Annotated in this window: 2 protein-coding genes; both read right to left on the bottom strand. The window is 69.0% G+C overall.

Annotated elements, in window-relative coordinates; genetic code table 11:
• Positions 1 to 13 precede the first annotated feature (13 nt).
• The gene (locus J5226_RS17155) at positions 14 to 9,655 is read right to left on the bottom strand and encodes an SDR family NAD(P)-dependent oxidoreductase (RefSeq protein WP_215835641.1); all 9,642 of its coding nucleotides are present in this window, start codon (positions 9,653 to 9,655) and stop codon (positions 14 to 16) included.
• Positions 9,652 to 20,256, bottom strand: a complete 10,605-nt coding sequence (locus J5226_RS17160; protein ID WP_215835642.1) for a beta-ketoacyl synthase N-terminal-like domain-containing protein — start codon at positions 20,254 to 20,256, stop codon at positions 9,652 to 9,654. The genes J5226_RS17155 and J5226_RS17160 overlap by 4 nt, the downstream gene beginning before the upstream one ends.
• Positions 20,257 to 20,269 lie beyond the last annotated feature (13 nt).

Below are 20,269 nucleotides of genomic sequence, written 5' to 3' on the forward strand. Positions count from 1 at the left end.
CCAACGTGTCGCCTCAGGCCAGTTGCTTCACCCGCGCCGCTACGTCCGCGGCGCTCATCGTGTCTTCTTCCAGTTCCGTGAAAAGCCCGGCGATGATGTCCAGGTTGTGCAAGTACTGGCCGGGCGTCGGCGGTGCGACCGTCGCCGGACCGGCGACCGCGCGCGCCTTGTCTTCCGACGGAAGCCAGCAGTGCATGCGCGCGAACGCGTAGGTCGGCAGATGGATCCGCTCGGTCCGCCGCGCGCTGTCCGCGTCGGCGTCGAGCGCGTGAGCCGCCTGCCGGTAGCCCTGCTCGCCCAGATCGGCGACCTGCTCCTGCAGCAGCGGATGCAAATGTCGGGTTGCTTCGCCGCTGCGGCCAGGCACCGGCGCAGCAAGGCTGGCGCCCGGCGCGATCCAGTACGCGTCCTCGGCGAACGGATACGGCGGCAACGCGACCATCGCCGGCGCATCCGCGCCGTGCAGCCTGCGCCAGTCCAGTTCCAGCCCCTTCACCCACAGTTCGCAGAGCTTCTGGGTGTTGCCGTCGGCGATGCACTTGTCGACGACCAGCGCCGCCATCGCGGCGTCTTCGTTGAGCAGACGCACGCTTTCGCGTCCCTGCCGCACGTGCGCGGCGAGAACGCCGCGCGGAAGCGGCCGGTTCGCGGCCGCGGCGTCGATGTAGGCGCTCAACGCGGCGATCACGTCCTCGACGCTGTGCGCGACGAAGCTCAGCCGCTCCTCCATCGCGTCGCGATGCCGTTGCAGGCTGTGTACCATCGCGGCCAGATCGTACGCGGGATCGCTCGCCGAACCCGCCCGCAGAACGTCGCGCAGGTCTACCGCCTTGCGCAGCAGTTGCTCTGGCGTGCGCGCCGACAGCGGCACGACCAAGCCGGCCTCACGCGGCATCGGTGGCTCGCTCGCGACAGTCGCGGCGCGCGCGACAGGCGGCACGTGTTCGGCGATCACCAAGTGGGCATTGGTGCCGCTGAAGCCGAAGCTGCTGATCGCCGCGTGGCGCGCGGCGCCATCGGGCGAAGACCAGTCGCGCGCGACGGTGTTGACGAAGAACGGGCTCGCGTCGAGATCGAGGTGTTCGTTGGGCGTTTCGAAGTTGGCGCTGGGCGGCAGCGTGCGGTGCTTCAGCGCCAGCAGCAGCTTGATGAAGCCGGACACGCCGGCCGCGGTCAGGCAGTGGCCGATGTTGGTCTTCACCGAGCCGATCGCGCAGTACTGGCGGCGGTCGGTCGCCGCTCGGAACGCCGACTTCAGCCCGTCGACTTCGATCGGATCGCCGAGCTTGGTGCCGGTGCCGTGCGCCTCGATCAGTTCGATGCGGCCGGGATCGATGCCGAAGCGGTCGTAGACGTCGCGAATCAGGCGCTGCTGCGATTCCGCGTTCGGCGCGGTGATGCCGTTGGTGCGTCCGTCCTGATTCACGCCCCAGCCGCGCACGACGCCGAGAATGTTGTCGCCGTCGCGTTCGGCGTCGGCCAGGCGCTTGAGCATGACCACGCCGACGCTTTCGCCCGGCACGAAGCCGTTCGCGCGTTGATCGAAGGTGTAGCAGCGGCCGTCGGGCGAGAGCATGCCCGCGTGCGCGGTCTTCAGGAACATGTCGGCGTTGGCCATCACGTACACGCCGCCGGCGAGCGCGATGTCCGAGGCACCGGTGATCAGGCTGTCGCAGGCCGAGGCGATCGCGACCAGCGACGACGAGCACGCGGTGTCGATCGACACGCACGGGCCTTGCAGATTCATGAAATACGACACGCGCGCCGCCAGGATCGAGGTGGCGCCGCCGGTGAATCCGAGCGCGTTGATCTGCTGCTCGCGCGACAGCTGGTTGTAGTCGCCGTGGGCGCAGCCGACGAACACGCCGCAGCGGCTGCCGGACAAGCGTTCCGCGGTGTAGCCCGCGTTCTCCATGCCGTGCCAGCAGCACTGCAGGAAGAGGCGCTGCTGCGGGTCCATGGCTTCGGCTTCGAGCGGCGACAGGCCGAAGAACAGCGGGTCGAAGCGGTCGTGGCCTTCCAGCACGCCCATCCACTTCGAGTTGCTCTGGCCGAGTCCGGGCTGCCCTTCGACGTAGTAGTCGCGGGTATCCCAGCGCGATGCGGGAATTTCGCTGATGCAGTTGCGGCCGTTGGCGATGTTGTCCCAGAAGCGGTCGACGTCCTTCGCCATCGGGAAGCGGCCGGCCATGCCGATGACGGCGATTTCGGTGGCATGCATACCGAACGCGGCGGCCGTCGGCGGCGCCGCTGCGACCGCGTCCTTGCCGCACCACGACGCGAGCGCGGGCCAGACGGACGGCGCGATGGAATCGCCGAACGCGGTGTTCGCAACGGCCTGCGGCGGCGCGGAGGGCGCCGGGGCGCGTGCGACGACAGCGGCGGGCGCTTCGGCCGCGGCGCGCTGGACGAGCGTGTCGCGCACCAGACGGGCGAACTGTTCGACGGTCGGATGGGCGTAGACACGGGTCGCCTCGATGGCGATGTCGTAACGCCGATTGACCGCGCGCACCCAGGTGACGCCTGAAATCGAGTCCAGTCCCAATTCGACGAAGCTGCGATCGGCGTCGATGCTGTCGGACGCCTGCCGCAGCTCCTGCGCCAGCAGGTCGATGAGCGTGCGGCGCACGGCGCCGAGGTCAATGCCCGGAGCGGATGCGGATACAGGCATCGTTGAGGCAATGGAGACCGTCGCCAAGCCCGCACGCTGCGGCTGGGCATCCTGCGCGGCCGTCGTCGGCGCCACCGCGGAATCGGCGAGGACCGCACCCACGGTCTTGGCGGCCTGCGCATCGGTCGATTCCAGCTCGCCGATGTGCTTGGCGAGCGCGCGCAGGTTCGGATAGCGATAGACCTGGGTCGCTTCGATTTCCAGCCCGAAGTGCGCGTTGATTTTGCGGATCCAGGTGACGCTGGAGATCGAATCCAGGCCCAGATCGACGAACGGCGCGACCGCATCGATCTCGGCCTCGTCCGCGCGTAATTCTTCTGCCAATAGGCGGCGGATCACCGGCAGGATGTCCCCGCCCGCCATGGCGGACGCGCGACGCGGCGCGGCGTCTATCGGCGCGGCTGCTCCCGCTGCGGCCGCTTCCGCCTGCGACGAAGCGAACCGCTGCTCGATGCGGCGCAGCGCGTCGGCCTGCCCCACCAGGGTGGTTTCGTGCATCGCGACTTCGCGCGCGAACAGCGCCTGCCAGGCGTCGAACTGCGGCGCGATGCGCGCGGCCTTCCACGCCATCAGATCGGCGCGCGAGTGCCGGGCGACGCTGCGCGCGAGCGCCAGCGCTTCGTCCAGCACGCGGTCGCGCGGCAGCACGGTCAGCAGCGGATTGCGGCGCGCCAGTTCCGCGCCGGCGATTTCGCGCCCGGTGAACAAGCTGTCGCGGGCCAGATCGAAACCCAGCCGCGCCGGCAGGATGCCGGTGGCGCCCGCGCCCGGCGTGAACCCAAAATTCATGTACGGGCTGACGTAACGGCTTTCCTCACTGAACAGTACGTCATCGCAAAACAGGCCCAAGGTCCAGCCGGCGCCGATGCCGTGGCCCTGCATCGCGGCGATGACCGGCAACGGGCAGCGCATCGGCAGTTGGAACACGTCCTGATCGGTGAAGCGGACCTTGCCTTCCTGGATCGCTTTCAGTCCGTCGCGGGTGCCGCCGGAAGAAAAATAGGTGTCGTAGCCGGTGAGCACGACGGCCTTGTACCCGGGCGCCGCCGCGATGCGGTCGAACACTTCCTGCAGGCCGGCGATCACCGCATCGGAGAACATGTTGCGCGCGTCGCGGTCTTCCAGACGCACCAGCACCACGCCTTCGGCGTCGACGCTGGCGTGGACTACGGACGAGGCCAGAGTCAGCGCGCCCGCTTCCACCGCGATGTCGCTCGGTCGATCGGCTACGGCCGCAACGGTCGCCGCGGCGGGGCCGCTGCTCGCTAACTCCAGCAGCGACTGCAGCGGCGCGTCGCCCGCCGCGGGCGATGCGATGGCCGCGGCGAAACCGGTATCGAACTCGCGGGCCAGATGTTCTTTCAGCAGCCGCAGCGCGTCCGCGGATTTGTCGGACAGGTGGGTGCAGAACGCATCCACCGCGGCCGCTACCTCTTCGCGCGGCACCACGGTCGCGCCCCACCCGGCCGCTTGCAGTTCGCGGCCGCTGAGCGGACGCTCGCGGTTCGCCAACTGCGATGCCAGCGGTTCGCCGAAGCGCGCGGCGAGCCATTCGCGCTGCGTGGCGTCGGCGGGGATCGGGCCTTCATCCGACGCGGAGAAACCGTAGTGCTGCTCGTCGACCGCGATGACGAGGTCGCAGGCGCAGGCGAGCCGGAAACCAACGCCCGAGGCCTGCCCGCGGAGCACGGCCAGCGTCGGCGCGGGAAACGCGGCCAAGGCGCGCAGGAGCGAGTTCGTTGCCCCGCGGTCGAGGGCCGCTCCGCCGTCGCGCAGGAAGATGCGCTCGTCGCTTTCGATCAGCAGCGCCTTCAGCGACGGCAGCGCGGCCGCATGCGCCAGCGCCTGTCCCAGCGCATCGACGAGCGCGGGATCCAGCACGTCCGCGGAGGCATGCAGATGCAGCGCGAAGATGCCGTCGCCGCGATCGCGCAGTACCACCGAGGCAGAAGACGTCTCGTCGCCAAGGGTCTGACCATCGCGCTGATCGCCCTTCTCGGCGCCTTGGATCGAAAGCGACAACAAAGGTTTTTCGGGCGTCGTCGTCGCGATCTCGGCGACCAGCGCGGGCGATGCCAGCGCGATCGCGCCGGGTTTATGCAACGTGGCCTCGGACGATGTGGCCGCTGCATCGACGACAGGGCGCGAGGCGTGGTCGTGGTGCGATGCGTGGGTTTCGAACCGGCGATCCGGCGTGCGCGTGGCCGGCGTGGCCTGTACGGGCTCCGGTTCCGGAGCCAGTTCCACAGGAATCGCGACGGCCGCCAGGGCGGGCAGCAACGTCAGCGCGGTGAATTCGATACAAACCGCGCCATCGTCGCTACATAGGGAAATATCGACACACGGGACGCCATCGCGTCGCGGCGCAGCGTGCGCGCGGATCCACGCGTGCCGCGGGCGGCCGCGACCGGGATGCGCGCGCATCCGCGCAAAGCCCGCGGGCAGGTACGGCAGGTCGGGCGCGGGATCCAGCCACTGCGCGGCGAGCATCGCCGCGTCGATGGCGGGCGGATCGATCACGCAATCCGCGAACGCGGTCTGAGACGGGGCTGATGCCTCGAACGTGAGCCACAGTCCATTCGCAGCGCGCTGTACCGTCGCGACGGTCGCGCAAGGCGCATCAGCTTCGAGCCCTATCGCACGCTGCGCACAGATCATCGCGGCTCGGTCGGGGAACAGCGTCGAGGCGCCGCGCAACAGCGCGTCGATGTCGAGCGTCGGCGCGGGTGCATCGGCATGAGCTTCGACGAACCCTTGACAGAACACCTCGTCATCGGCGGTCGCAGACAACTCGAACGCCGCGGTCTCCGGTTCGGGACGACGCCCTTGGCCCGACGCCAGCACCGCGATCTCGAGCTCAAGCGTCGCCGGCATCGCCCGCGGCGCGCCGAAACGCACGTCGCGCAAGTCCCATGCCCTGCCCTGTTCGAGCAGGCCGTCGTCAAGCATGCCCAGCCCGTCGGCGAGCGCGGCCCGGGCCGCTTCGAGCTGCAGACCGCGCGAAAGTATCGCGCGCCCCTGAAGCCTGAGGCCCGCGATCCGCGGATCGCCCGCGCGGAACAGGCTGAGATAGCGCTGCCGCCCCGGTTTGGATGCGTTGCGGTGGACCAGCGAATGGATCGCCTGCGCCGTCGTCGCGCCGGCGGGCGCGTCCGTCGACTCCTCGCGCCGATAGCGCTCGCGCGCGAACGGATAGACCGGCAGATGCATCCGCGCCGGCAGCGGCGCGCCGTGCAGTTTCGACCAGTCGAGGTCGAGGCCCTTGGTCCAGACATCGAGCAGACGCGAAATCTTGCCGGCGACGAACCAGCCGTCGACGCTGGCCTGCAGATCCCGGTCGACGGTGAACAGCGCGATGCTCTCGCGATGGCGGCGCGACTGCGCATAGTAGAGATCGTCCGCGAGCGCGCCGTCCTCGGGGTTCTCCTCGGCGAGGAACACCGCGAGCCTATCGATCAGTTCGTCGCGCGAACCCACACGCATGGCCAAGCGCTCTTCCATCGCTTCGCGCCCGAGCTGCAGGGTGTAGGCCAGACTATGCGGATCGACGCCGGCATCGGCCTCGACGAACGCCTTCAGATCGGCGGCCTTTTGTCGCAGCTGCGGCAAGGTGCGCGCCGACAGCAGCACAGCGCAGGGTGCGCCCGAAACGGATGGTTCGTCGCGGCCTGTGCGGGACGCGCCGGCATAGGCTTCCACGATCAGATGGGCGTTGCCGCCGCCGGCGCCGAACGAGGAAAGACCCGCGATCAACGGCGCTGGCCGGCCATCGATCACCGGCGCGTTCCACGGCCGCAGACGCTGATTGACCTCGAACGGGGTCGCCGCGAAATCGATGTTGGGATTCAGCCGCTGCGAGTGCAGCGACGGCGCGATCTGACGATGGCGCATCTGCAGGACGACTTTGCTCAGCCCGGCGATGCCCGCCGCCGATTCGCAGTGGCCGATGTTCGACTTCGCCGAACCGATCAGGCAGAACCTCGTGTCCTCGGTATGTTCGCGGAAAGCCTTAGCAAGCGCCGCGATCTCTATGGGATCGCCCAACTTGGTGCCGGTTCCGTGCGCTTCGATGTAGCTGATCTCGCGTGCATCGACGCCCGCGTCCTTGAGCGCATCGGCGATCACCGCGGCCTGCGCCTGCGGATTCGGCACCGTGTAGCCGTTGGTCTTGCCGCCGTGGTTCAACGCGCTGCCGCGGATCACCGCGTGGATCGCATCGCCGTCGCGCTCGGCGTCGGACAGACGCTTCAGCACCACCACGCCCACGCCTTCGCCGGGAATGTAGCCGTCGCCGCCTTCGCCGAAACTCTGACAATGGCCGTCGCTGGAAATGAATTGATTGGCGCTGAGCATCCCGTACTTGCCGGGATGCAGACTCAGGTTGACGCCACCGGCCAGCGCCATGTCGGTTCGGCCCAGCTTCAGATCCTGGCAAGCGAGATGGATCGCGGTCAGCGAGGACGAGCACATGGTGTCGAGCGTCATGCTCGGCCCGTGCAGGTTGAGCGCGTACGACACCCGATTGGCGATGCTGGCGAGACTGCCGGAGCGGTTGTATTCGCCGTACATCACGCCGGCGTAAACGCCGACCTGGCCGCCGCGGCAGGCCTGCAGCGCGGCGCGGGTATAGCCCGCATCCTCGACCGCCATCCACGCGTGTTGCAGGAACAGCCGCTCCTGCGGGTCGATCTGTTCGGCGTCGCGCGGCGTGATGCTGAAGAAGCGAGGGTCGAATTCGTCGGCGCCCTGGATGAATCCACCCCAGCGGCTGCTGTGTTGTCCGGCGGCCAGAGTTTCGCCGCCGGCGGGGTCGCGGTAGTAGTCCTGCCAGCGCCAGCGGTCGGCGGGAATTTCGCGGATGCAGTCCACGCCCTGCGATAGGTTGCGCCAGTACTCGTCGAGATCCCAGGCGTCCGGATAGCGGCCGCTGATGCCGACGATGGCGATGCTTTCCGTGCGGGCGTATGGGCTGAGGATCGGCTCGCCGTCGATGGACGGCGTGTCGGTGCGCACCGTCGGGATAGCGGCGTCGCTTCGCGGTAGGGACGCGACGGGCTGCGCCTCGGCGGACGGTTTGGACGGGATCGCCTCGGACGTCCGGCGCATCGTGCCGATGCGCTTTCCGGGTACGCGCGATCCCTCAGCCGTCGCGGCTGCGGTGATCGCGGGCAACTCCGTCGCGGCGCTCGCGGGCGCCGCGGACGGCGACAACAGCGAAATCAAGCGCTCCGCATGCGTCGTGCAGAAATAGTCGTTGAGTTGCGCGATGGTCTGGTACTCGAACGCCAGCGTCTTCGGCAATCGGCCGAAGAGGGTTTCCAGGTGCGTCACCAGCTTCATCGCCAGAATCGAATCGATGCCGTACTGCTCCAGCGGCGCCTGCGGCCGCAACCGGCCGGCGGGAATCTTCAGCACCTGCGAGAACTGACGGCAGAGGTAGTCCAGCGCTTTCTCGCGCAGGGCCTCGTCCATGCCCACCGGCGTTGCGTCGGCGACGCGGCCGGCCGCGCTGTCGCGCGCGCTCGGCGCCGCGGAACCGGGTGCGGAATCCGTAGTTTCGAGCAGCGCCCGCATCGCCGGCAGTTCGCCTTCCATCACCAGTACACGCTCGCAGGCGAGCGCGAGGCCGCGGTATGTCGCGCGCATCGCAGCGGCGGTGGACAGCGGACGCATGCCGGTGTGGTCGAGCAGTCGCTCGCGGGTCGCGGCGTCCATGCTCATCCCGCCGTCCTGCCACAACGGCCAATTCACCGACAACGTGCGGCCATGGCGTTCGCCCCGCGCCGCCAGACGGTTGCGGCGCGCCGCGAATGCGTCCATGAACGCGTTCGCCGCGGCGTAGTCGACCTGACCGACGATGCCCCAGCAAGCCGCGAAGGACGAACACAGCAGGATGAAATCCAGCGGCAAGTCGCGGGTCGCGAGATCGAGATTCGCTAATCCCGCGACCTTCGGCGCGAGCACCGAGGCGAACGTCGACGGTGATTTGCGCAGAATGAAACCGTCGCGGAGGATGCCCGCGCAGTGAAGGATGCCGCGCAGCGGCTGGTCCTGTTCCCGCAAACGGGCCACGAGCGTGTCGACCGCGCTGCGATCGCTTACGTCGAGTGCGGCGTATTCGATCCGATGCAGCGGCGTCGCCAGCGCATCCAGCGCGCGGTGCGCTTCGGGCGCGAGCGTGGAGCGTCCGGCCAGCACGATATGCGCGGAGCGGCACTGCGCGACGATCTCGCGCGCGAACTGCAGGCCGATGCCGCCACCGCCGCCGGTGATCAGATAGCAGCCGCCTTCCTTGAACGCCACCGGCGCCGGAGCCTGCGTTTGGCGTTCGAGAGGCTGCTCCAGCACGCGCCATCGCAAGACTTCGCGGCGCAGGCCGCCGGCGTCGCGCACATGGCGGACGGCCGCGCCGCGCGGTACTTCGGCGCGCGACTCGGCCTGCACGAGTTGCTGCAATTCGACGGCCCCGATGTCGGCCGGGACTCTGATCACGCGCGCGGTCAGGGCCGGAGTTTCCTCCATCGCCGTTCTGAACATGGCGTCGAAGCCGCAGGCGACCGCTTCACCGACGGCCTCTTCATCGACCGCCGTCATATCGGCGACGATCACCAGCGCGCGAACGCTCTGCGACTGCGTCAGCATCGATTGGATCGCCGCGAGCGCCTGCAGCGCCGCATCGGAAAAGATCCGATCCTCGGCAGCGACGTCCGCGGGAGGCGCGAACGCTTCGATACGCGCGCTCCCATGCATCGCCGCCAGCGACTCGGTCGCCGCCGGATCGATGCCCCAGACGAATATCCTGTCCACGGGTTGCGCCGGGACTGCCGTCGCCGACGCCGCGACCCATTCGGGCGTCGCGAGCAGCACGCCCTGCCCGGCGTCGGGCGCTTGCCGTTTCAAGGCCTTGATCCGGATCAGCGCTTCGGCCTGCGAGAGCCGGCCTTCGGCGACCGCGCGGTAGATGGACAGCAGCGAATCCTTCATGACGGCAACCCGAGTTCGACGGCGTCTTCGGCGGACACGTCTTTTCTGGAAATGCTGTCCAGCAGCTCCCGATAGAAGGTTTCGTCGAACATCTCCGCCTCATTCAACCTGCGTGCGTCGTCGGGAAGTTCCTTGGCATCAAGGCTCCCCGCGCCATCAAAATCTTCGGCCCGATCCGAACCGCTCGCGCCCCTGGAACCATCCACCGGCCGCCAGCCGAAGCCGCGGATGTCGATGCAAAGCGCACCGTCCGTGCCGAAGATGGAAACATCGCAGCTGTCCACGGCTGCGGCTTCACCGCTGCCGTCGATGTTGCCCATCGCAGGTGTCAATACGACGGCGACTTGCGCCGGACACGGTGCGTGCAGCGTCAACGAGCGCAGCGTGAACGGCACCGACGGTGTTTGCGGAAGCGTCTGCAGCGACGGCAAAAAGCCGATGCACGCCTGCAACGCGGAGTCCATGATCCCGGGAGGCATGCGGTAGGCGTCGCCGGCGACGACGGGCAGCGCGAGCTCCGCCACCCGCTTGTCGCCCACCCGCGAAATCGCGCGGATGCCGCGATGCGCAGGACCGTAATGCAGTCCCATCCCGGCGAAGGCGGCGTAGATCTCATCGCCGTTCCATCGCTCGCCGCGCTGCGCGGATGCGAGCAGCCCGGCGTCCGCCATGCGCTCGCCGGCCGCGTCGACGAAGCACGCTTCGCCCTGACAGTGGAGGACGCGACCGTCGCCCGAACCGCTCGCGACCTGGAAAGCGATCGCGCCGCCGTCCTCGACGCCGAGTTCGATCTCGACGGCCATCGGCCCGTCCACCACGATCGGCTGCCACCAGACCACATCGCGCAGCGTCAATCGCGCGGGCGACGCGGCGTGAGCCGGCGCCGCATCCGCGAAGGCGTCCGGCAACGCATCGGCGATCGCCGCCGCCGCCATTTCCAGGTACGCGACGCCGGGAAGCACCGGCGCGACCCGCCCCTCGCCCAACCGCACGCGGTGATCGCTCAGGAAGTTCTCGCTGCCGTCGAACGTGGACCGATAGCGTTGCTGGCGCAGGGTCGACGCGTTGACGTGCAGCAGCGGATGGAGCTTCGGCGCCGCGCCTTCGCTGCGCTGCGCCGCTGAGGCGTCGTCTTCCAGCCAATAGCGTTCCCGTGCGAACGGATACAGCGGCAGTTCGACGCGTCGCGGCGCGCCGCCGGCATCGGCCGAGTGGAGTTTCGCCCACGGAAGATCGAGACCGTCGACCCACAGCTCCGCGAGCTTGTCGAGCTTGTTGTCGCGCAGACAGGTATCGATCAGCGCGGCCTTCAGATCGGGGTCCTGGCCGATGAAGGCCAGTTTTCCGCCGCGCGACAGGCCGTTGCCGAGGTGCACGTCCGCGGAGGCCCGCTCCGCGGCGAACGCGCGCAGCCGCGCTTCGAGTTCGGCCGGCGAATGCGCGATCAGCGCGCAGCGCTCTTCCATCGGTTCCCTGCCCACCTGCAGCGTGTAGGCGATGTCGTGCAATGCGATCTGCGCGTCGTCGGCGATGCGCGCGGCCAGAAAATCCGCCAGCGACTGCGCGCGCTGCCGCAATTGCTCGATGGTTCGGGCCGACAGCGGAATAAACGCCGGCCGTGCCGCGACTTCGCGTCCCATGGCGGGGCGCGGGGCGCGTTCTGGCGCAGCTTCCAGCACCAAATGCGCATTGGTGCCGCTGAAACCGAAGGAACTGACCACCGCCGAGCGCCCGCCCTTCGCGTTCTCGGGCCACGGCTTCAGCGCGGTGTTGACCACGAACGGGCTGCCGGACAGATCGATGTGCGGGTTGAGACGCTCGAAGCTCGCCGCCGGCGGAAGTTGGCGATGCTTGAGCGCCAGCGCCAGCTTGAGCGCGCCGGCGACGCCGGCCGCGTAGAGGCTGTGGCCGATGTTGCCCTTGACCGAGCCCAACGCGCAGTAGCCGGTCTTGTCGGTGTAGTGGCGGAAGGCCTGGGTCAGGCCTTCCACTTCGATCGGATCGCCGAGCTTGGTGCCGGTGCCGTGCGCTTCGATCAGTTGGATGTCTTCGGGGTCGATTCCGAAGCGGTCGTAGACGGCGCGCATCAGGCGCGTCTGCGATACCGGGTTCGGCGCGGTGATGCCGTTGGTCTTGCCGTCTTGGTTGACGCCCCAGCCGCGGATCACCGCGTGGACGATGTCGCCGTCGCGCTCGGCGTCGGCGAGGCGCTTGAGCATCAGCGCTCCCACGCCTTCGCCGGGCACGAAGCCGTTCGCGCGATGATCGAACGCGTAACATCGGCCGTCGACCGACAGCATACCGGACTGGCCGGTCTTGACGTGCATCGTCGGCCCCGCCATCACCGCCACGCCGCCGGCGAGCGCGAGGTCGCAGTTGTTCGCGGCCAGACTGTCGCAAGCGTTGGCGATCGCGACCAGCGAGGACGAGCACGCGGTGTCGATCGACAGGCACGGCCCCTGCAGATTCAGGAAATACGCGATGCGCGCGGCGAGGATCGACATCGCCGCGCCGGTGAAGCCCTGGCTGCTGAGCTGATGTTCGCGCGAACGTTGGTGGTAGTCGGTCGCGCCGCAGCCGACGAACACGCCGCAGCGGCTGCCCGACAGGCTGCGCGGGTCGATGGCGGCGTTCTCGATCGCGTGCCAGCAGCTCTGCAGCATCAGCCGCTGCTGCGGGTCCATGCTCTCGGCTTCGGCCGGCGAGATGTTGAAGAACAGCGGATCGAACGCGTCGCAGTCCTCCAACACGCCCATCCAGCGGCTGTTGGTGGTGCCGGGAATCGAGATGTCTTCGCTGAAGTAGCGTTCGATGTCCCAGCGCTGCGGCGGCACGATGTCGATGCAGTCCTTGCCGCCGGCGATGTTGCGCCAGAACGCGTCGAGGTCGCCGGCGCGCGGGAACTGACCGGCCATGCCGATGATGGCGATGGCGTTGCCGTCCCTGCCCGGCCGCGCGGCCTTGTTCCGCCACGAGGCCAGGGTGTGGGTCGAGCGCGCGGCCGGGCGCGCGCGGCCGGCGAGCGGTCCGGCATCGACGGGTCGCGTCGGCACCGAGGACGGCTGCGTCGGGCGCGCGGGCAGCAGGCCGGCGAGGAAGCGCGCGAACTCGGCCAGAGTCGGATGGCTGTAGACCTTGGTCGCTTCGATGCGGGTGCTATAAGCGGCGTTGATCTTGCGGACCCAGGTCACCCCGGTGATCGAATCCAGGCCGAGATCGACGAACTGCCGGTGCGCATCGATCTCGTCCTCGGGCATGTGCAGTTCGTGCGCGAGCAAGTGCCGCAGCGCGATGGAAAGATCTTCCTGCGCAGCTGCGGCATCCATCGCGACGGACTGTGTCGCCACGGCCGTCGTCGGTGCTGCGATCGGCGACAGCGCGGTTTCCGCGGTGACGGGAGCCAGCGCGGCGGCATCGGCGACGACCTGCAGCGCTACGGCGCCCGCCCCCGCGATGCGCTCGACGACGAAATCGCGGAACTGGCGCAGCGTCGGATGGCTATAGACCTTGGTCGCCTCGATCCGGGTGCCGTAAGCGGCGTTGATCTTGCGGACCCAGGTCACGCCGGTGATCGAATCCAGGCCGAGGTCGACGAACTGCGTGTCCTCGTCGATCTGGGCCGCGTCCATCTGCAGCTCGGTCGCGAGCAGGTCCTTGAGGGCCTGCGCGATCTGCTGCGGCGCCGCGGTCTTGTGCGCCGTGGCCGACACAGGAACGGCGGCGTCTTCGGAGTGGAAATGGCGGATCACGCCGTCGAGCGCGTGCGTCTTGCCGACGAAACTCTGCGCATGCATCGCCAGTTCGCGCGCGTAGGTGTCCTCGACCGCGGCCAGACCGGGGGCGGCGAAATACCGCTTCAGCGCGCGCACGTCGGCCGGCGCACGCATCGCGATCGCGTCGGCCAGCGCCAGCGCATGGGGCAGCACCTCTTCGCGTGGGATGCAGGCGTGCGGCAATCCTCTGGCGCGCAGTTCGCTGCCGCTTTGCTCGACCGCGGCGAACAGCGTCTCGCGGGCGAGATCGGGGCCGAGCGTGGCCGGGAAGATCAGCGTCGCTCCCGCGCCCGGCGTGAAGCCGTATTGCATGTAGGGGCTGATGTAGCGGCTTTCGGCGCTGAACACGCACAGATCGGCGAACATGCCCAAGGTCCAGCCGCCGCCGATGGCGTGCCCCTGCATGGCGGCTACGACCGGCACGCTGCAACTCATCGGCAGCTGGTAGATCTTCGTGTCGGTGAACTTGGCGCTGCCCTGCTGGATCGCAAGCAGGCTGTCGCGGGTGCCGCCGCAAGCGAAATAGGTGTCGTAACCGCAGAGCACGACGGCGCGGTAACCGCCCGCGGCTTCGATGTGAGCGAAAACTTCCTCCAGCCCGCGGACCAACGCGGGCGAGAACATGTTCTTCGCCTCGCGATCGACCATGCGCACGATCAGCACACCGTTGTCGCGCAACTCGGTCTCGATGGCGGGGAATTCGGGCATGGGCCGCCGCGCCGCGATCCGGTCGGCGTCGCACTCGGCCGCCTCCCATACGGCGAACGCGTCCGCAAGCCGGGCCAGAACAGCGGCGCGGCGACGCGCGCGCAGCGCGGGATCGCGCAACGGAAACGCAGCCGCCAGCGCTGATGCCTGCGCCAGCACCTCGGCGGCATCGCCGCTCACGACCGCCGCCGCGGACGCCAATTCGGCCCCGACGACCGCCGCCGGCTCGAACAGACAACGCTTCGCGCGATTGGCGCCCAAGCGGTGGTCGAACAACGCCGCCGCGCGGCGCAACAGCGATGGATGGCGCCAAAGCGAGTCGATCGAATAGCGCCCATGTTCGGCGTGGACGCAAGCGTCCGCGCTCAATCCCAGCAGCCAGCCGGCGCCGCCGGCATCGCCTTCGAAGGCGACGACGACCGGCGACGGGTATTCGCACAAAACCAGCTGAAGCGCCGCCAGTTCGGCATCGACCCGCTGCGCTTCGGCGGCGTCGCCGATGTCGGGCAGGAACCCGTCGAGATCGCTGCGCAGTACGACCGAAGCACCGCCGGCGCGCTGTGCCAGTTCGGCCAGCGTCGCGCGCAGATCGCGCAGCGAGTCGGCCGGGGCGGTGTCGGCGGCGCTGCCCGCGAAGCGCACCGAAACGGTCGCATCGGACAGGCGCTCGACCGCGATGGCCGGCCGCGCCTGCGGCAATGTCGCGGGTAGCGTCGCGGAAAGCGGCGCATCGGACGCGTTCGCGGTCGCCCTGTCGTCGTGCGAACTCAGACGCGACACGCCGTCCCGCAACACCTCGGCCATGTGCGTCTTCAGCAGGTGCAGCGAATCCCGTGGCTTGGTCGCGATGCGCTCGGCGAGCGCCAGCGCCGCGGCCATCGTGCGGTCGCGCGCGACGACAGGAACGGTCCAGCCCTTCCGCACCAGCTCACGCCCGCTCAGAGCGCCGCTGACGTAGATCAGATCCTGCGCCCAGGCCTCACCGAAGCGCGCCGCCAGCAGCTCCGCTTCCGCGGCGGTGGGTTGCGCGCCGTTCCGGGCATCGGAAAAGCCGTAGCGCGATTCGTGCGCGCAGATCATGAAATCGCAAAGCGCGCCGAGCAGGAAGCCGGGGCCGTCGGCGCCCGCGCCCAGCACCGCGACGGTCGGCAACGGAAACTCGACCACGGCGCGATACAGCCCGGCCGCGACGGCGTCGTCGAGACCATCGGGGCTGGCATGCAGGAGCTCGGTTTCGGCGCCGACGAACAGCACCAGACGGGTATCGTCGCGCTCGCGCAGATGTTCGAGCGCCCGCAGCGTTTGCGCGACGACCGCGTTATCGAGCGCGGCTTGCAGTAGTTCGATGGAGAACACGCCGCCGCCATGTCCGCGCAATTCCACGCAAGCCGTCGACGCGCCCGCACCGTTATCGGCGTCCGGCGACAGCAACGCGACCCGGGATGCGGCGGTCGGCGATGCTGCCGGCACGGCATCGATCTGGCCGACCTCGCGCAATCGCATGGCGTTGGGCTTGGCCGCGACCGCGCCGGCGCGCGCGTGCGTCCCCGAAGACGTCTCGGGCGGTAGGAAGGCGATGCGCGACCCGGACGCGGACAAGGCCAGCGTCGGCGCGGCGATTTCCGCGGAAGCGGTCGCGGCGGCTTGGGCCGCACCCTCCCGTAGCGCCCCGCTCCGCTCCGGCGGCTGGGCCGGCGCGTCGTCGAACGCGCTGATCCATTCCAGATGCAGGCCGTCCGCGCGCAGGCAGGGCTTGCCATGCGCGTCGTACAGCGCGACGTCGAAGCGCGCGTAATCGTCGTTCCGATGGCTGAGGACGAGATAGGCAGGCCGATCGCCGCCAGACCACAGGCGCACCGTCCGCACCGCGCGCAACGCGACATCGGACGGCGCAGCGGGCGTTTGTCCGAGTTCGTCCAACAGCCAAGCCGCGGCGAGCGGCACGGATGCGAGCGCTTCGGGCGGCAGAGTCCACGGCTCGGCGCCGGCTGTTTCGGCGGCGAACTCGAGCAGAACCTCGCGACCCGTGCGCGCGAGGCGATGCGCGCGCAGGCCGGGCATGCCGAGCGTTGCCAGCCGGTCTTGAGCGGCAGTGACCGGAACGCCGCGCGCAAGGCGTGCGGCCAGAGCAGGTAGGTCGATCTGTGCGTGCGCGTCAGGCGCTGCGAACGACGCGCGGCCTTGGCAATGCACGCGCTCGACGCCGCTTCGAGTCGTGTAGATCTCGAAATCCAGGGCATCGTCGGTGTCGGGCAGCAGCGCGATGTGCAGTTCGCAGCCGGCGTCGACGACGATCGCATCGTCGACAACCACATTCTCGAAGCGCAATTCGCGCGCGGCCACATCGTCGGGATACGCCGACGCGATCGCCGCACGCGCCATTTCCAGGCAAAGCAGCGCAGGCAAGCGCCGCCGGCCGTCGGCGTTGTCGATCAAGAAGCGCTCATCGCCCTTCAACACGACGCTGTAGGCCGGACCGCGCAGGGTCGAAGTATTGCGCTGCAACAGCGGATGAGCCGCCGCGGCCGTCCGGGCACTGCCCAGCGTGCGTTGCGGCTCGACCCAGTGGCGATCGCGCGCGAACGGATAAGTCGGCAGCGGGATGCGCCTGGGGCGCGCACCAGCATGCAGCCGCGCCCAGTCGATTTCGACGCCCTTGACCCAGTGCTCCGCGATCCGCGCCCAATCGCGCTGGATCAGCCAGCCGTCGCGGCGTTCGCCGAACGCGGGATCGGCGTTGCAGGCCGCGAGGAATTCCTTGTGCGCGCGCACATCGCCCCGATGCGGCCCGGAGCCGGAATGCGCGGCCGGCGACAGCGCCTGCATTTGACGGCGCAGGTCGTCCAACGAACTGGCGACGAAGGCGATGCGTTCGCCCATCGCCTCGCGCCCGACCTGCAGGGTGTAGGCGATGTCGCGCAGGGCGATGTCGCCGGAATCGCGCTGCAAGAAGGCGAGCAGGCGCTCGACCTTTCGATGCAACTGCTCGGGTGTGCGCGCCGACAAAGGCACCAAGCAAGCGCCGTCGTTGTCGCGCTGCGAGAGAGCGTCGGTATCGGCCGGCGCCGACGGCGGCTCCTGCAACACCAGATGCGCGTTGGCCCCGCCGGCGCCGAAGGACGAGATGCCGGCGATGCGCGGAACTTCGCGAGCCGCGCCGGCTTCGCCCAGTACCGGCCGGAGCCAGGGTGCCAGCATGCGCTGCAGGTGGAACGGCGTCTTCGAGAAATCGATCTCGTCGTTGACTTCGTCCGCGTGCAGGGTCGGCACCAGTTGCTCATGCCGGAACTGCAACAACACCTTGGTCAGGGCCGCGATGCCGGCGGCCGACTCGCAATGACCGATATTGGATTTCAACGAGCCGATGGCGCAGTGCTGGCGCGGCGCGCCGGCATCGGAAGGCGTGCGGCGGCCGGCTCGGAACGCCTTGGTCAGGCCGGCGACTTCGATCGGATCGCCGAGCGCGGTGCCGGTGCCGTGGGCCTCGAGGTAGCTCACTTCGGCGGAATCGACGCCGGCGCGAGCCAACGCGGATGCCACCACCTCCGCCTGCGCGGCCGGGTTGGGCACCGTGTAGCCGTGGGTGCGGCCGCCGGCGTTCAGCGCGCTGCCCTTGATCACCGCGTAGATCGTGTCCCCGTCGCGCAGGGCCCGGTCCAGCGGCTTGAGCACCACCGCGCCGACGCCCTCGGCATCGACGAAGCCGTCGGCGTTGCGGCCGAAGGAGCGGCACTGCGCCCCCTGCGAGAGCATTCCGAGCGCGGTGAGTTCCGCCATGTGCTGCGGATCGACGATCAGACTGACGCCGCCGGCGATCGCGGCCTCGCACATGCCGCTGTACAGGCTGTCCAAGGCGAGATGGATCGCGGTGAGCGACGAAGAACAGGCGCTGTCCACCGCGAGCGAAGGGCCGCAGAAATCGAACAGGAACGAGACCCGGTTCGCGATCGAGTAGAACAGCGGCTGCGCGGTGTAGCGCGAATTCATCGCGCCGACGAACACGCCGACCTTGCCGCCCGCAGCGAGCGTCGCGGGCGTGTAGCCGCTGTCCTCGATCGCGTGATAGCTGGTTTCCAGGAACAGGCGTTCCTGCGGATCGATCTTCTTCGCTTCCTTCGGCGCGATCCGGAAGAACAACGGATCGAACTTGTCGATGTCGTCGAGGAAGCCGCCCCAGCGGGTGAAAATTGTTCCGGGCGCGCCTTCCCCTGCATCGTAGTAGTCCTGCCAGCGCCAACGCTCGGCGGGCACTTCGCTCGCGCAGCTGCGCCCTGACGCCAGGTTGTCCCAGAACGATTCGAGATCGGGTGCCTGCGGATAGCGGCCGCTTACGCCGATGACGGCGACATCGAAGCGCGCCGCGGGCTGCGCGGGTGCGTCGACGGAAGGCATTGCATCCGCTACGGGCCGCGGCGCGTCGCTGCGCAGCGCCGGCCGTCGGCGGTCGCCGCGATCCGGCGCCTTGCCCGGAGCCGGCGCGACAGGCGCCGATACGGCCGGCGCGGGCATGGATGCGAGCGCAGACTCAGCGGACACCGGCACCGTAGCCACGCGCGCGGACGCCGCGCGCACGACGGCTTCCCGATCGTGTTCCAGGAAAAAGTCGACCAGACCGTCGATGCTGTGCACTTCGAAGAACAGCGTGCTGCGCGTGTCCGGGAAAAGCTTGCGGAAGCGCGTGGTCAGCTGCACGACCAGAATGCTGTCCAGCCCGTAGTGTTCCAAGGGCTTGTGGGTTTCGATCTCGCCCGCGTCCATGCGAAGCGCGCCCGCGATCGTCTCCCGGAACAGCAGCGCACAGGCCGCGCGCAATGCGGCATCGTCGGAGGCGATCAGCGCACTGGCGCCGGCCGGCGCGGAAGTCGCCGCGGGCACGGACGTCGCGATCGCGGAAGCCGTCTCGAGCGCCGACGACGCGGCGGCCGGTGCGCTCTCGCGAAGCGCCGCCGTCGCGGGCCCGGCCGGCGACAGCAGACGCTGGCGAACGACGCCATCGCTTCTCGCCGCCAGCACCAGTTGGCCGAGCCCATGATCTGCGTGAGCCGGAAAGCGGATATCGAGGAAACGCTCCGCTTTCAGCAGCCGTTTCCACTGCTCCGGCGACAAGCACGGGCTGCCGCTCAGGCGCAGCTTCTCGTCCTCGTACAGCCACCATCCGTCGAGCAGGCCGAACGTGAAGTGCGTCTGCCACGACCATGCGCTGAGCTCGTTGATCAGCAGCATGCCCCCGCGCTTCAGCAGCGCCTTGGCGTTGCGCACCGTCTCGCGCATGTCGGACGTGGCGTGCAGCACGTTGGTCGCGATCACCGCGTCGTAGCGGTTGCCCTCGACCGACTGCGCCGAAAGCGGCTTGCCCACATCGAAGATCGCGGTGCGCAGCGCCGGGAATTCCGGCTCGTAGACCTCCCGCGCGTGCAGCAGGAAGGCCTTGGACAGGTCGGTGTAGCAGTACTCTTCGATCAGGTCGCCGAAACCGCGCAACATCGGCAGCAGCCCCGCGGTGGTTCCGCCGGTGCCCGCGCCGATTTCGAGCAATCGCAGGCCGCGCTCGCCGCGCGCTGCCTTGGCGGCGACCTCCGCGCGCAGGGTGTCGCCGAGCACGCGATTGAAGTGGTCGGCGATCAGGTTGTGCTTGTAGATGCCCTCGACCAAGTGCATCGAAGACTCGGGAAACACCACGTCGGTGGCGGGCAAGGCTCCTGTCAGGATGTCGGGCAGCTTGCGCAGGCAGGCTTCGATCAAGCCCAGATAGGCGCGATGGTTGGCGTTCTCGCACCAGCCCGGCATCGCCGCGTCCCAACGCGGCCACAGCGCTTCGACGGCTTCGTCGATGAGAAAACAGCGACGCTCCGTGAGCGGATCGAAGGCGACGAGTCGATACGTTTCCAGATGACGCAGACAGGCATCGAGCCAGCGACGGTGCGCGGGGCGCAGCATGGCGAAGCGTTCGGTGGGCGCGCATTCGCCGTGCGCATCGGCGAACAGCGCACGCACCTGGGCGGCCACGATCGTGGTAGCGAGGCGCTCGGCATCGGCCGGCAGCCGTGCGGCTTCCAGATCGGAAACGGAGATATGCGACGACGCTTGACCTCCCGCGGGAGGTTTGTCCGATACGTTCATGCGCGTTACCACT

Source organism: Lysobacter sp. K5869 (genome assembly GCF_018847975.1).
In the GTDB taxonomy this organism is placed as follows: domain Bacteria; phylum Pseudomonadota; class Gammaproteobacteria; order Xanthomonadales; family Xanthomonadaceae; genus Lysobacter.